This is a genomic window from Rubripirellula reticaptiva, from assembly GCF_007860175.1.
Taxonomy (GTDB): domain Bacteria; phylum Planctomycetota; class Planctomycetia; order Pirellulales; family Pirellulaceae; genus Rubripirellula; species Rubripirellula reticaptiva.
In genome coordinates this window covers 317554-332709 of record NZ_SJPX01000001.1, presented here as the reverse complement: position 1 = coordinate 332709, position 15156 = coordinate 317554, and the positions used below count along the sequence as shown (strand labels likewise).

The following is a 15156-nucleotide window of genomic DNA, read 5'->3' as shown; positions in this document are numbered from 1 at the left end:
AAAATGAAAACACTGATAAACATTGCGATGATTCTGTTGGTCGGCGTCGGCCTAGGTTTGGCGATTCGGGTGTTGCGCAAACCGGTCGCAACGGGGTCAGGGCCTGGTCCGAATGATGTTGTCTACACCAATGACGGCCCGTCGGCGCTGGACCCAAGCGAGATCGAAAGTGCGACTTTGTCGAAGCCGCCCGAGGACGAAGAGTGGCTTAGTCGGTTCGAGTTGACCGAGCGGAGCGGCAAGACGGTCAAGAGTGAAGACCTAGCCGGCCAGCCTTATGTCGTCAGCTTCTTCTTCAGCACGTGCCCCAGCATTTGCGTCAAGCAGAACCAGATCATCAAAGAACTGCAGGACGAATTCGAAGGGCAGGGCGTTCGCTTCATTGCGATCTCGGTCGACCCTGAAACCGACACGCCCGAGAAGCTTCGCGAGTATGCGGCTCGGTTCGGTGCTGACGAGAATCAGTGGTTGTTCATGACGGGCGACCTGACGTACATCCGCCGAATCGGTGGCGAGATTTTCCAGCAACCGGTCAACAAGCAATTTCATACCGAGCGATTCGTTTTGGTTGACCCCCAAGGGGCGATCGAGGGCTTTTACAACTGGCCCGAAAAGCGTCAACTGGCTGCCATGAAAGATAAGATTCGCGAAATGATGAAAGCTCAGGAATCCGCATGAATTGGCAGTTTCTGGCCGACAATCTTCCTCACGTGACCGCTTCCCTCAACGCGACCGCTGCGGTCTTGTTGGCGATCGGTTTGGTGAACATCAAGCGAGGCCGGGCGCGAGTTCACAAGAAGTACATGCTGGCGGCGTTTGCGGTCAGTGCGTTGTTTCTGGTGTTGTACTTGTTCCATAAGGTCGCCTTGTTCCAGGCAACTGGCGAACCCAACCGGCGATTTCCAACCGATCCGGCGATCGCCTCGGATGCCGCCCGGTACACGTACTTCGGGATTTTGGGGACTCACTTGGTCCTAGCGATCGCGGTGCCTTTTCTGGCCGTCCGGGCGATTTATCTGGCCAAGGCCGGGCGAATCCTGGCGCACAAGAAACTGGTCCGTTTCGCCTTCCCAATCTGGATGTACGTGTCAATCACGGGTGTGATGGTGTACGCCATGCTGTATCACCTGTACGCGGTTTAGGTCGCGGTAATTGGTCTGCCTGTCGGGGGGCTTTGGTGTCCGATTGGGGCGTTCTTCGGGGCGGCTAGGGCTTCGTTGACCTGCGTTTCGCGAAAAGAACGGCAGCCATTTACAAAACCGGGGCTGTTTGCGTAGACTACCGGGCTTCGATTTCCTCGTTATTGCCCGTATTTCTCGCTTTCGAGCCGATTCTTCGTGTTTGAATCCCTATCCGACGGTCTGCAATCCGCCTTCAAGAGCTTGTCCGGCAAGGGCAAGTTGACCGAAGGCAATATGCGCGACGGGCTGGAGATCGTGAAACGGTCGATGTTGGAAGCTGACGTCAGCTACAGCGTCGTCGAGGATTTTATGGCTCAGGTGTCCGAACGGGCGCTGGGCAAACGAGTGCTTCTGAGTCTTCGGCCGCACGAAGAGCTGGTCAATATCGTTCACAGCGAGTTGATCTCGATCCTGGGGCCAGTTGACCCGTCGCTGCACCTGAAAAAAGACGGCCCGACGATCATTATGCTTTGCGGCCTTCAAGGTAGCGGCAAAACGACGACCTGTGGCAAGCTATCGCAGTTGCTCAAAGAAGAAGACATCAAGCCGTTGTTGGTCGCGGCTGACCTGCAGCGTCCGGCCGCGATCGATCAACTGCACGTGATCGGCGATCAGTTGGGCGTGCCGGTTTTCAGCGATAAGGGCAACCAAGATCCTGTCGCGGTCTGCAAAGCAGGCGTCGCCAAGGCGATCAAAGACGGCAATCGAGTCGTGATCTTGGATACCGCCGGTCGGTTGGCGATCGACGAAACGTTGATGGCCGAACTCAAACGCATCGACAAAAAGGTCTCGCCCGACCAGGTCTACTTGGTCGTTGACGGCATGACCGGCCAAGACGCAGTCAACAGTGCGGGGGCTTTTAACGAGGCGCTCGAACTCGACGGCGTCATCATGACCAAGCTGGACGGTGACGCTCGTGGCGGCGCGTTGTTGTCGGTCAAGCAAGTCACCGGTGTGCCGATCAAGTTCATTGGAACGGGCGAGCACTTTGATGCTCTCGAGCCATTCCGTCCCGAAGGTATGGCGGGCCGAATTCTGCAGATGGGCGACATGGTCGCTGCTGCTCGTGAAGCTCACCGAATCGTCGATGAAAAAGAACGCGAAGAGTTGGAAGCCAAAATGGCGTCCGGCGACTTCACGCTTGACGATTTCAAAAACATGATGCAAAAGGTCGCCAAGCCAGGCATCATGGGACGGATGATGGGCTTGATGCCCGGCATGGGACAATTTAAAGATGTCCTGGAAAGCGAAGAAGCGTCCAAGGGCATTAACCAAACCATCGGCGCGATCAACGCTATGACGATGGAAGAGCGTCGTAATCCCAAGCTGATCGACACTCACCGTCGCAACCGGATCGCTAAGGGTGCCGGTGTGCAGACGACCGTCATATCGCAATTGATCAAACAGTTCGATGTCATGAAGCCGATGATGCAGGGCATGGCCGGCGGAGGCATGGGCGATCGGATGAAGATGATGCAGCAATTGCAGGCCGGTGGAATGGGTGACCCGTCCATGGGCGGCATGAAGTTGAAAAAGAGTACCGGCAAGAGGCTCAGTGCGAACGATCGTGCTCAGCAAAAGAAGGAACGTGACAAGTTGAAACGCCGGATGAAACGCAAAAAATAGAACAAGTCGCCTCGCGTCTCCGGCTGATTTCTCTGGGGATTGCGACGGGCGATGCAGAGTGTCGCGGCCGTCGTTGCCGCGAGTGAAGATTGAAGTGAAGAGAAAAGCTTAGATGAACAAAAGTGCCAGTCGTACTGGCACCGACCCGGTGTCCGAAAACGTTTTCGGTTCCAGGAAGTCTGACTAGTCGTCGAAACTCGTTTCCCTTTAGGAACAAACTACTTATGGCAGTTCGAATTCGAATGAAGAAAATGGGACGTACTCACCGTCCCTTCTATCGCGTCGTTGCGATGGATCAACGTAGCCCTCGTGACGGTCGCGTCATTGAAGAGCTGGGAACCTATGACCCGATGTGTCCTGAAACGGATGCTCGCGTCAACCTAAAAGGCGAACGAGTCGATTACTGGTTAAGCGTCGGTGCCCAACCGACCGACAAGGTCGGCGTGCTGATCAAGAAGTACGGCACCGAAGGCACTCACTTGGAAGCTCAAAAGGCTGCCATGGAACGCCTCGGCAAACGCAAGCAATACACTCCGGCACCGCCCGAACCGGCCAAGCCGAAGAAAGAAGAGCCCAAAGCTGAAGCTGCACCTGAAGCACCAGCCGAAGAAGCCGCTGCTGCTGAAGCTGCACCTGCGGAAGAAACAGCGTCCGAATAGTCGATTTGTAAACGTTTGAAAGAGAACCATGCGATTCGATATCGTCACGCTCTTTCCGGCGTTGTTCGAGGGCTACCTCGGCGAAGGGCTTCTTAACAAAGCGATTAAGAACGAGCTCGTCGATATCCATCGGCACGACCTGCGAGATTTTGCACCCGATTCTGTTCACCGGCCGGTTGATGACAAACCGTTCGGTGGCGGCCCTGGGATGTTGATCCAAGTCGAGCCGACGGTGAAGTGTGTCGAAGCGGTCCAAGCGATGTCACCGATGCCAGCAAGGAAAATCTTGCTGACGCCTGGCGGCAAGCGGTTTGACCAACGAATGGCCGAAGAATTTGCGACTGACCAGCGGTTGATCCTGCTGTGTGGCCGCTACGAAGGATTCGACCAACGCGTGACAGACATTTGGCAGCCTGAGGAGATCAGCATCGGCGACTTTGTCCTTAACGGCGGCGAAGTAGCGGCGATGGTGATCATCGAAGCGGTGATTCGGTTGATACCCGGCGTGCTGGGCGACCAACAAAGTAACATTGACGACTCTTTCAGCCAGGGAAACCGGTTGCTTGAGTTTCCACAATACACGCGACCGAGAGAGTTTCGGGGCCATACCGTGCCCGACGTCCTGACGGGCGGCGACCACGGAGCCATCGCCAAGTGGCGAGCGGAACAAAGCCGGTTGCGAACCCAAGCTCGACGCAGCGACTTGCTGGTCGAGAGCGAAAACGACATTAAAAACCCTAACGCGTGAGCCTGATAATATGTCCAAAGCCATTATGGACCTGGTCGAAAAGACCTCGTTGAAAGAAGACGCGCCTCAGTTTGAAATCGGTGACACGGTCGACGTGCACTTGAAGATTCTTGAAGGCAACAAAGAGCGAATCCAAGTTTTCACCGGTGTTGTCATCGGACGCAGCGGAACTGGTTCGCGAGAAATGTTTGCGGTTCGCCGCATCGTTGCCGGTGAAGGTGTGGAACGTAAATTCCCCGTTCACAGCCCGCGAATCGACAAGATCGAAGTCAAGCGAAGCGGCGTTGTCCGACGTGCGAAGCTGTACTTCTTGCGTGGCCGGGTTGGTAAGGCCGTTCGTCTGAAAGAACGTCGCCGCAGCTAAAGCGAAGTGCTGTCAGTTCACTGCCCACACAACAAACGACGTGTCCTTTATCATGAGAACGCGTCGTTTTTTTACGCACCGAAAGGGCCGTCTGCTATGCACTGGCTTGTCAAGCGAGTTCGTGATCGGTACGTCGAAATCCGTTTCGGTGCGATCGACCAGACCGCTTCGGTAGGCAAACGCGGCGAGCAGGCGGCCGCCCGGCTACTGCGTCAGAAGGGGTTGGTCGTGGTGGCCGAAAGTGAATCGGACAGGGGTGGCGAGATCGACTTGATCGCGATTGACCGCAAGAAGAAAACGATCGTCTTTGTCGAAGTTAAAACGCATTCAACGACCAAACCTGGGCATCCTGCCGAGCGTGTCGACGCAGAAAAGCAGGGCAGGGTATCGCGAGCGGCGCTGCGGTATCTGAAACGCAAGAAACTGCTAGGCGTCACCGCTCGATTCGATGTCATCGCGGTTTGGTGGCATGGTGATGGGCAGTCGCCCAATAAGATCGAGCACTACGAATCTGCGTTCGAAGTCGCCGGTGAATTCCAAATGTTCTAGCTTGCGTTGGGCTAGTAGTCCGCCGCAGCTAAAATTTCTGGAACGGTTCGTAGCGACAGTCGTCAAGACTTTCGGCGGTCTCCACACAGGCCAAAACTTTTGGCGACATTCTTAATCCTTCTTATATTGACACCGTCGACTGGGTAGGGCTGACCAGCGTTCAATGCTTTGGAATGTGAATCGCTTCGAGACTCTAGAGTGACTTGCAAAACAGAATGGTCGTCGATTTGGGCGTTCGATTGGACGCGTAGCATACAATTTGTTTTCCTGGAGATGTGGTATGTTGATGCGTTGTGTTTTGACGATTGGTGTCTCGCTTTTTATGACTTTGTCGTTGATCGCGGATGAAGCTGCTGAAGCGGAGAAAAAGGAGGCGATCGTCTATGATGGGCTCGCGGATTTGATCTTGCTCCGTGACAGCGTGCTAAGTCGGTATGCATTGATGGTGACCGGTGAAACGACGACGCTAAGTGCAGAATCCGTCAATCGCCCGCCCATCGCGATCAATCGCATCTACAAACTGCACGCGGGCAACAAGGCCAAAAATTTTAACTACCGTGCGCATGGCAAGGTGATGGGGCCCGGGTCGTCCAACCGCAGTTTCGAGTTCCAGTACTGGGTCGAGTTCTTTCAGTGCGGCGAAAAGCTGAAAGGTCGCGCTGGTTCCGCTGACACCCACGGTTACTCTCAGAGAGAAAAAGGACAGACGGTTGCACGATTCATTGGTGAGAATCGACTCTCATTCGTGAGCTTCGACCCATTTGACGATTTGGTTCTGCATGCAATGTTTTTACAGAACGAAATGCTACAGCGAGGATGGATCGAAAAGGTTTACTTGCAGGAAAGCAAGTTTTTGTCGGCCGAAGAGGTAACGCAGGGTGACATTGTGAGTAAATGGCATTGGAGGCAGCACACATTGGCATTTGACATTGAACTGACACAATCAAAGGCATACGGCTACATGCCAACGCAGGTGAAGTACACGAGCACAAACCCAAATATGCCCGATCGATTTGGTGAGACCAACATTAAGTGGAAAAAGAATCTGAAGCTCAGTGAATGGTTGCCGCACGTTGTCAAGGCAGCCGCCGGCAGTTCACGCGGAGGTGCGGAAGTGCATCACCATTGGGTGTTCGATTGGCGTGTCGGTGATGAGCTAGACGATAAGTTTTTTGATTGCGAGTCGACCGACTTTCGTCTGCAATTCTCGCCGCTTTACGACTTTTACTTTGACACCCACGCGCAACCGGGCGGCTTGTTTACCGGTACACCCTGGAGGACTCCCGAGGAGTTGCAGCCAACCAATGGACTTGGCAAAGGGCAGACACGCAAAAATTGAATGGAGTGTCCAGGAAATGGCCATTGGATAGGTTTTCTAATCGAGGCAAGGAAGGAAGGGGCTGCGTCTAGTCCTACCAGGCCAAGACTCTTGGCGAGTTTTACTACCCGAAAGCCCGACTGCAATGGAATCGCTAGGTTGCTGGATCCGTCATGCCGTTTTCGGCGAACCCTTTCGCACGTAGCAGGCAAGCGTCGCAGTGACCGCATGGGCTGCCTCCGCTGCCCGGGTCATAACACGAAAGCGTGTTTGCGTAATCGACGCCCAGTGCGACGCCCGTTTGAATGATTTGGCCTTTCGTTAAATCGATCAGCGGTGTGTGAATGGTCAAGCGGCGAGGGTTTTCCATCGACGCTTTGGTTGCCAAGTTGGCCATCGTCTCGTAGGCGGCGATGAATTCGGGACGGCAGTCAGGATAGCCGCTGTAGTCGAGTGCGTTGACGCCGATGAAGATGTCACGTGACTGGATTGTTTCGGCAAACGCCAGCGCCAGCGACAAGAAGACCGTGTTCCGCGCCGGCACATAAGTGACCGGAATGCTGCTGCCCATTTCTGCGATCGAGTCTGCTTTGGGGACCGGAATTTTGGCGTCGGTCAGCGCCGATCCGCCGAACTGGGCGAGGTCGATATCGACGATCCGGTGCGAGGCGGCTTGTAGGTTGCTGGCTAAACGAACCGCGCGATCGAGTTCGTAATCATGTCGTTGGCCATATCGAAAGCTGATCGCGTGGGGCGTGAATCCCTTGTCGCGTGCGATCGCGAGGCAGGTGGCGCTGTCCAGGCCGCCCGAAAGCAGGACGACGGCGGGAAGGGGGTGGTTCATTCGCTTTCCTTGATTCGTCAGGTGCTAGCTTTGCTTTTTCCACAACTTGCGACCGATCGACGGCGTGTAGTTTGTCCAGTTTCCGTCACCCGAAACATCGGTTTGGATCGCTGCGGTGTAAGACCATAATTTTGCATCCAGGTTATCGATGTGATGTAGCGTGACGGATTCCAGCATCACTGGAAGCTTGGGGCTTCCGAATTCAATTTGCCCATGATGGCTGACGACCATGTGTTCCAAGTGCAAACGCAGTTCGGCAGGAAACGCTTCGCCGTTCTTTTCGAAGTCAGCGATTTTTTCGCCGAGCATTTGAACACCGATCACGATGTGGCCGACCAGTTGCCCGCGATCGGTGTACGAGATCTCGCCGTCACAGGATAGTTCTTCGATTTTGCCCAGGTCATGCAGGAACGCGCCGAACGTCAGCAGGTCGGCGTCCAGTTGGGGGTACCGCGGCCCGACCAATTGGCAAAGCTCCATCATGTCGACGGTGTGTCGCAGCAGGCCGCCGGGGAACGCGTGGTGATTGGATACTGCGGCGGCAGCTTTTTTGAATCGAGCGACGAAGTTTTCGTCAGCCAAGTAGACTTCGGCAAGTTGCCGTAGTGGTGCGTTTCGCAATCCCCGAAGGATTTCGCCGAGCCGCGTCATCAATCGGTCCGATTCGTTGGCGTCGAATCGTTCAAAATCGTCCACGTCGACCTCTGATTCGTCGATCGATTCGATATCGGTCACAATCAGTTGCAATGCGCCATTGTGGATTTGCGTTCGGCCGTGGCAATGCACATAGCCGCCGCGCTGGAACGATTCGAACATCGTTTCGTCAACGTTCCACATCATCGCTGCGATCACTCCCGACTTATCGGAAAGACGCATCAAGATGTACTTTCCGCCTTGGCGATTGACTCTTAGTTGTTTGTCGGCGGCCCGGAAGACTTGGTCGATCTGTTGACCATCGGTCAGGTCGGCAACGGGGGTACGATTCACGGGATCGGCTCGGCGGTGCGTGGGGGTCGGGGGGCGGTTTTGGCATGGTGCGGTTGCAGGCCCGGTGCCAAAGGATGGCGGCAAAGTCCGTAGGTTGGCAATCCCCGGACCACCAGATGGGGTCGCGTCGATGTCGGTTAACCGGTCGGTGAGTCCGATATTTGCGGGATAGTTAATGTGTACAGCGTTGAATCTAGGGCGATCAGTGTTTAGGTTTGCATGAAATATGAGTACCGAAAAACCTGCCTACGAATTCCTGGATCCCCCGTCACGCGCGGGCGAACTTGGTCGGTTGGGCCCGTACCGAATTGTCGGGGTGCTGGGCAAAGGCGGAATGGGTGAGGTGTTTCGGGCTACGGACGGGCGGCTGAAACGAACCGTCGCCGTGAAGATGATGAACAAGAAGTTCGCTGGCACCACGGGCAGCCGCAAACGGTTCGTCGAAGAAGCTCGGTCGATGGCCGCAGTTCATCACGATAACGTTGCCACCATTTTCGAAGTCGGCGTCCATCGCGGCATGCCATTTTTGGCGATGGAGTTATTGAAAGGGCAATCGCTTTTCGAGAAAATCAAAGCGGACAAATCAGCGGGCCAGCGGTTCGACTACGTGGACGCGATTCGTATCGCGCGAGAGGTCGCGATGGGGTTGGGTGCCGCGCATGCCTGCGGCATTTATCACCGCGATATCAAGCCTGCCAACATTTGGTTGGAAGAGCCCAGTGGACGCGCCAAAATATTGGACTTTGGGTTAGCGGTCGCTGGAACCGATCGTTTAACACCTCGCGGCAGCGTCGTCGGCAGTCCCGGATACTTGTCGCCTGAACAGGCTCGCAATGAACCGGTCGACGACCGGACTGATTTGTACTCGCTCGGCGTCATGCTTTATCAGATGTTAAGCGGAACCCTGCCGCTGAGATCCGACACGATGACAGGTCAACTGATCGCCATCATCTGTCAGGATTTTGTGCCGCTGGCGACGGTCGCGCCGCAGACACCGGCTCCGCTGTGTGAATTGATCGAGCGGCTGTTGTCAAAGGAAGCTCGAGATCGTCCGAGTTCGGCGACCCAGTTGGTCAAGCTGATCGATGATTGTGAACAACGCTGTTCGGCCGAGCACCAAGCCGCGATGCAAATTGTGGTCGGGCCAACCACCGCCGGCAAAGCTAAAGCAACCGACTCGTCGGTCTCTCGAACTCGTGTCGATGTGACGTCTAAGGTTCGCTTGATTCCTTGGTGGGCTTATTCCATTGCGGGACTGCTAGTGCTCGCGATCATGGTGGCTTGGGTTGCGAGTCCCAATCGCATCGCAAGTGTACCGAATCCGGTCGATTCGACGTCCAACCGTTCCGACGTGAGTCGTCGTCGTGTCGATGCTGTTCCGGTCAAGCAGGCGGTGATCACCGCAGCGTCGCTGGCGTCACTTGAACTTTCGCCGGTGAACGCCAGCTCCTTGCAGGTGACTGGCGGTGAGGCCGCGCGATTTAAAATGCGTTTGATTAATCGAGCCAGCGGAGATGCTGACGATCCTCGGCAGCTAAACGCCGGTGCGGATGTGGTGGCCCAGTTGGTGACCTATCTGGTGCCGGCGGATGGTAAGCGGTTGAAAGCACCTGTCTTTCCTCGCAAATTTTCCGCCAGTTCGCTTCCCCAGCCTGGGGAATCTGATGAGTTCGAAATTCAGATTCTGACTGATCGAATAGCACCGACTCAGTACAAAATTGTTTTTGAATTGCAAACGCCGGGCGGTACCGTGGTTGGGCAATCCAATTCGAATTTGGCGGTCGAAGAGAATTTGATGACCAGCGAACTGCTGGGCTACCAGACGTTACGAACGGCGGATGGTCGTGGAGCCGATACCTATGTCAGCAGCACGTCAGACGAATCGTTTGGCGATCGACATATCGTTCAAGGGTTTCAGGGGCCGGATGGTAGCATCATGGTTCAAGAACACATCTATTTGCGATTCGATTTGGCAAAGTGCAAGTTCGACCGCAAAGAGATTGATCGGGTGATTCTATTGTTGACTGTCGCGCAGCATGGAGAGGTCGATGCGGAAAATAAATTTGTAGCTTATGGAATAGTCCAGGGCTTGGACTCTGGATGGACCGAGTCTGGGCCAGGGTATTTGACTTGGAGCCAGTCACCGTTGCGTGAAGGAGTCGAAAGCCAGACTCTTCTGGGGGCGGTGCAGTTCATGAACCGAGATAACCGTTTGAAAGACCAGGCGGATCAGATCAGAATATCGGGAACCGCTTTTGACGATTTCCTAAGGACGTCACGCGATGACCGAGTCACGATTGCTTTGGTTCGTCAAAGCCGGTCGTCTAAACGCACCTACTTTCGATCGAAAGAAGGACGACCGTCCGAGTCACCGGGGCTGGCGATTCGACAGCGGCAATGATGCAATGACAGTGACGGGATGAATGAGGTGGCCACAACGACCGCCTGTTCCACCGCTTTTCGAAGCCGTCTGGCTTCACACTTGACCGATCCGGCGGGTTAAACTTATCCAAATGGCTGACCTGACTTCTTCTGCAACCGGACGCACAAGTTCGATCAACTTGGTGCGATCATCGCACCCTTGGACGCAAGCGGATAGCGCGGCTGGTTTTGTGCTTCGCTATCTATCGCCGATGCGCCGTCAGCTGACTGCGATTTTAGGGTCGAGCGATCTGGCGGATGAATCACTGAAATTGCTTCTAGGTCATTTGGTGTCGGTGGGTTTCGGCGAACACAAACGAGGCCGGCTGCGAGATTTCTTGTTGCGAGGCATCCGTTCGGCGGCCAAGTCGGCGGTTGCAGAGTTGCCCGAAGGCAGTCGACCGACGTTAGATCTGGAAAGCATCACGCTGGAATCAAAGCAGTGGCTGACGTACTGGCGCGAAGGTTTGCTCGAACGGGCCTGGCGATCGCTCGAACGCCAGGAACACACCAGCCCTGAATCGCCGGTCTACACGGTGCTGCACGGCGCGACGAAAAGTACCCCTGCGACGCCCGCGATGTTGGTTCTGCAAATTGCGTCCGAATCGGGGTTGAAAATCGACGAGGCAACGGTGCAGAAGACATTGGCCGAAGCCAGGACCTTGTTCGCTCAATTGATCGCTGACGAGGTTGCCGAAACTTTGGAAGCGCCGACCAGCGAAGACGTTAAACGCGAGATCGCCCTGTTGGGGCTTGGGAAAGCTTTCTCAGGCATCGCGGTCTAGGCCGCCTGCCGCAGGCGTTCTGTAGCTCGGCGTTTCCGGAGTCTGTCCTTGCCTAGCAACCCTGTGGCCTGGAAAGTCTGGCCCGATCGGACGACAATGGTATGGCGGAATCCTTGGTAATCAAGCAGCTTCGCATCAGCATGTTGTCGTTTTGGAAACGGCAAAATTGGATCGCTGATCCCCGCCTTTGAACTCACTGGCGATTCTAAAACGCCAACGGAGACTTTCTGTATGTTCCAACTTCACCTCGACGCAGGTATCGCACGTTTCATTTTCGGATGCTTGGTCGCATTCACGCTGACTGTCGCAGGGCAGGGCAGGGCGGCCGTCTCGTCAGCACAGGACGCCGAGGTGCTGGATGTGGAAATCGTGGAAGTCGATGCCGCAGAAACGACTCCGCTTGATGAGAACGGGCACTTGGTTCAATTTGGACGCGACATCGCACCGCTGTTGGTAAAGCACTGCTTGGAATGTCACGGTCCCGACGATGCAAAGAACGACTTTCGAGTCGACGATCGCGATATGATGATGGACTACCTTGAACCGGACGACGCCGATTCCAGCACGCTTTACGTCGACTATCTGACGACTGATGACGAAGACATGTTGATGCCGCCGCGTTCTCATGGCGGTCCACTGTCAGCGGGCGAGTTGGCGCTCGTCAAAGTATGGATCAACGAGGGTGCCGATTGGCCCGAAGACTTCGCAATTGACGGTTCTAGAGTCGCTGTTTTGTTGGACGTAGACGTGGACGTTGCACAGGCGCCAAAGAGTTTGCTCGAGCGAGTTTGGGCCGCACAGGGTTTCTTGCACCCCGCGACCGTTCACTTTCCGATTGCGCTGTTGATGTTCGGTGCCGGTTTCGTGGTTTTGGGATGGAAGTGGCCATCGCTAGGAACTCAGATTCCGTTAGCGTGTTTGTTGTTCGGCGCAGTGTCAGCGGTTGGTGCAACCTTGATGGGATGGTCCTTCGCCACCGAGCAAGGCTATGGATCGTGGAATCGATTTGATGCCGAGATGATGGACCGAGAAATTTTCTGGCACCGTTGGAGCGGCGTGATCGTTTCGATTCTGTCGGTCGGATTTGCGATCGTGGCGCTTTTGTCGTTGCGTGGCGACCGTCCGAAAATGAACTTTGTTTGGAAGTTCGGCTTGTTGGTTTGCGCTGCAATTTCGGGTTTAGTGGGTCATCAAGGTGGTGAAATGAGCTACGGCGAAGACTTCTATCCCAAGATGTTTCGAACGCTGTTGGGGACCGAGAAAGTTGACGTCGATTCAGTTGATGTTGAAGTTGTTGACATTGAAGTCGTCGCACCACAAGAAGACACCGGAGAATAAAGAACGCTGAACTCAAATAGTGAACGCCAGCATTTCCCAATTCTCAATTCCAACTCTCTCAATTCCAACTCTCCATTCACAATCTTATCCCCAGCTCTTCTTATGCCGTCCAAATCATCTACTGGTAAGAAACGTAGCCAAAAGCGAGCTCCCAAAGAATTGCCCGCCGATCGTTTCATCAATCGAGAATTGAGTTGGTTGGAATTCAATGAACGGGTTCTGGATCAGGCCGCCGATTCGTCGCTGCCGTTGTTAGAACGAGCCAAGTTCTTGGCTATCACAAGCTCGAACTTGGACGAGTTTATGATGGTCCGGGTCGGTTCTTTGAAGATGCAGTATCATCGTAATTCGATGGTTTGCGATCCGTCGGGAATGACGGTTGCTGAGCAGTTGCAGGCCGTCGCCAGCCGTTGCAAGTCCATTGTCAATCGCCAATACCAGGTGTTGCGAGAAACGTTGGAGCCACGATTGGCAGACGCCGACATTCATCGCGTAGATTTAAATTCATGTAGCGACCGTTGCAGTGAAGCTGCCGACGCTCGATTCCAAAGTGATGTCTTTGCAGTGCTTTCACCGCAAGCGATTTTTGCCGAGCGACCGTTCCCGCTGTTGCAAGGGTTAGGGCTGCATGTCTGCGCGTCGCTTAAGTCGGATCCGAAAGCGTCGACGCGACTAAGGCCCCAGTCACAGGACAGCATTGCCTCGGGGGCGCCAACGTCGGCTGACGAAGAGTTGGGATTGGATTTTGTGGTCATTCCGCTGGGGCGAACGCTGCCTCGGATGATGCCGATGCCTAGTGATCGCGGCCACGCTTACGTGTTGCTTGAGGAATTAGTTAAGCATTATATCGACGACTTCTTTCCCGGTCGCGAGGTCCAAGAGTGTATCTCGTTCCGGTTGACTCGAAATGCGGACGTCGAATTGCGAGAAGACTCGGCCGCCGACTTGATGGTTGGGATGGAGGACGTTCTTGAAAGTCGTCGACTATCACGACCGGTGCGGATGGAGTACACCGCTGGCGCAAGCGACTCGATGTTGGCTTTCTTGTCTGAGAAGATGGAGCTTCGCGGAGACGACTTGTTCGCGATCGACGGCCCACTCGACTTGACATACCTGTTCACGCTTCATGGCTTGGAAGGGTTCGATGCACTGCGAGACGAAGCTTGGTTGGCGCAGGGGTCCCCCAACATTGATCCTGCCGAATCGATGTTCACAACGATCGCAGCAGGCGATCTGTTGATGATTCACCCGTACGAGAAATTCGATCCGGTCGTTCGGCTGATTGAAGAGGCGGCCAACGATCCGGATGTGCTGGCGATCAAGCAGGTGTTGTACCGGACCAGCCGCAACAGCCCCATCGTTGCAGCACTGATGCGCGCGGCTGAACACGGTAAGTACGTTTCAGTGATTGTGGAATTGAAAGCCCGGTTCGACGAAGCCCGAAACATCGAATGGGCACGCGAGATGGAACAGGCAGGGGTGCAAGTGATCTATGGCATACGGGGCCTGAAAACGCACGCCAAAGTATGCATCATTGTTCGTCGCGAGCCGCAAGGGATCGTGCGATACATGCACTTTGGGACCGGAAATTACAACGAAGTCACTGCCAATTTGTATGGTGACGTGTCATTGTTGACGTGCAATGAAGAGCTGGGCATTGATGCAACTTCGTTCTTTAACTGTGTGACCGGTGCGAGCCAGCCTCAGCAGTTACAACATCTGGCGTCGGCCCCCATGACCCTGCGTAGCCGTTTGATTGAACTAATCGAAAGCGAAACGCTGCGTGCTCAATCCGGTCAGCGAGGCGAAATTATCGCGAAGCTCAACGCGTTGGTTGATACACAAATCATTGATTCGCTGTATCGAGCCAGCCAAGCCGGCGTGAAAATTTTGCTGAATATTCGAGGTGTCTGCTGTTTGAAACCGGGCGTAAAAGGGCTGAGCGATTCGATCAAGGTGGTTTCGATCGTTGACCGTTATTTGGAACACGCGCGAGTAATCATGTTTCGTCACGGGGGCGATCACGAACTGTACATCAGTAGTGCCGACTGGATGCCTCGCAACTTGGATCGACGTGTCGAGTTGTTGGTGCCCGTTGATGATGAAGATTGTCGAAAGAAGCTACAGGAAATGCTGGGGACCTATTTCAAGGACACGACTAATGTATGGGTCATGCAGTCCAACGGTGCTTACAAACGTACCGAGCCTGGTGATGAAAAGTTTCGATCGCAAAAGGTGCTTTACGATCGTGCTTGCAAGACGATGAAAGCGATTCGGCAGAGCCGCCTGACTCGGTTCGAAACTCACGAACCGAACCGAGTGGAATAAATTTAGAG

At 54.7% G+C, this 15156-nt stretch carries 14 protein-coding genes; 12 read left to right on the top strand and 2 right to left on the bottom strand.

The features are described from left to right. Positions 1–3 precede the first annotated feature (3 nt). From Poly59_RS01210 to Poly59_RS01175, 8 genes are all read left to right on the top strand, one after another. Positions 4–678, top strand: coding sequence for an SCO family protein (locus tag Poly59_RS01210; protein ID WP_146532263.1), 675 nt, complete (start codon positions 4–6; stop codon positions 676–678). Beyond that, entirely contained in the window at positions 675–1142 is a 468-nt protein-coding gene (locus tag Poly59_RS01205; protein WP_146532262.1) for a DUF420 domain-containing protein, read from the top strand. The genes Poly59_RS01210 and Poly59_RS01205 overlap by 4 nt, the downstream gene beginning before the upstream one ends. 195 nt (positions 1143–1337) lie before the next feature. Beyond that, positions 1338–2807, top strand: a complete 1470-nt coding sequence (gene ffh / locus Poly59_RS01200; RefSeq protein WP_146532261.1) for a signal recognition particle protein — start codon at positions 1338–1340, stop codon at positions 2805–2807. A gap of 290 nt (positions 2808–3097) precedes the next feature. Then, positions 3098–3466 (top strand): 30S ribosomal protein S16, encoded by a 369-nt coding sequence (rpsP, locus tag Poly59_RS30525; RefSeq protein ID WP_390621432.1) that lies wholly within the window; start codon positions 3098–3100, stop codon positions 3464–3466. A 28-nt stretch (positions 3467–3494) separates the two neighbouring features. After that, a complete protein-coding gene (gene trmD, locus Poly59_RS01190) occupies positions 3495–4214 on the top strand; it encodes a tRNA (guanosine(37)-N1)-methyltransferase TrmD (protein ID WP_146532259.1) in 720 nt (239 codons plus the stop codon). Between the two features lie 10 nt (positions 4215–4224). After that, positions 4225–4578 (top strand): 50S ribosomal protein L19, encoded by a 354-nt coding sequence (rplS, locus tag Poly59_RS01185; RefSeq protein WP_146532258.1) that lies wholly within the window; start codon positions 4225–4227, stop codon positions 4576–4578. Between the two features lie 96 nt (positions 4579–4674). Next, the gene (locus Poly59_RS01180) at positions 4675–5127 is read left to right on the top strand and encodes a YraN family protein (RefSeq protein WP_146532257.1); all 453 of its coding nucleotides are present in this window, start codon (positions 4675–4677) and stop codon (positions 5125–5127) included. A 280-nt stretch (positions 5128–5407) separates the two neighbouring features. After that, positions 5408–6466, top strand: a complete 1059-nt coding sequence (locus Poly59_RS01175) for a hypothetical protein (protein ID WP_146532256.1) — start codon at positions 5408–5410, stop codon at positions 6464–6466. Positions 6467–6599: 133 nt separating this feature from the next. Here the strand turns inward: Poly59_RS01175 and queC are convergent, their stop codons facing one another. Both queC and Poly59_RS01165 read right to left on the bottom strand, forming a co-directional pair. Next, the gene (gene queC / locus Poly59_RS01170) at positions 6600–7289 is read right to left on the bottom strand and encodes a 7-cyano-7-deazaguanine synthase QueC (RefSeq protein ID WP_146532255.1); all 690 of its coding nucleotides are present in this window, start codon (positions 7287–7289) and stop codon (positions 6600–6602) included. Positions 7290–7313: 24 nt separating this feature from the next. Beyond that, the gene (locus Poly59_RS01165) at positions 7314–8276 is read right to left on the bottom strand and encodes a 3'-5' exoribonuclease YhaM family protein (protein WP_146532254.1); all 963 of its coding nucleotides are present in this window, start codon (positions 8274–8276) and stop codon (positions 7314–7316) included. A 226-nt stretch (positions 8277–8502) separates the two neighbouring features. Between Poly59_RS01165 and Poly59_RS01160 the strand changes: the two genes are divergently transcribed. The 4 genes from Poly59_RS01160 to ppk1 all read left to right on the top strand — a co-directional run bounded on the left by Poly59_RS01160 (position 8503) and on the right by ppk1 (position 15148). Further along, positions 8503–10677 carry a serine/threonine-protein kinase gene (locus Poly59_RS01160; RefSeq protein ID WP_146532253.1) on the top strand — a complete coding sequence of 725 codons (2175 nt, stop codon included), beginning with the start codon at positions 8503–8505 and terminating at the stop codon, positions 10675–10677. Between the two features lie 112 nt (positions 10678–10789). After that, positions 10790–11482: a hypothetical protein gene (locus tag Poly59_RS01155; RefSeq protein ID WP_146532252.1), complete on the top strand. Its 693-nt coding sequence runs from the start codon at positions 10790–10792 to the stop codon at positions 11480–11482. 231 nt (positions 11483–11713) lie between these two features. Further along, positions 11714–12820 carry a c-type cytochrome domain-containing protein gene (locus Poly59_RS01150; protein WP_146532251.1) on the top strand — a complete coding sequence of 369 codons (1107 nt, stop codon included), beginning with the start codon at positions 11714–11716 and terminating at the stop codon, positions 12818–12820. 102 nt (positions 12821–12922) lie between these two features. After that, entirely contained in the window at positions 12923–15148 is a 2226-nt protein-coding gene (gene ppk1, locus Poly59_RS01145) for a polyphosphate kinase 1 (RefSeq protein ID WP_146532250.1), read from the top strand. Positions 15149–15156 lie beyond the last annotated feature (8 nt).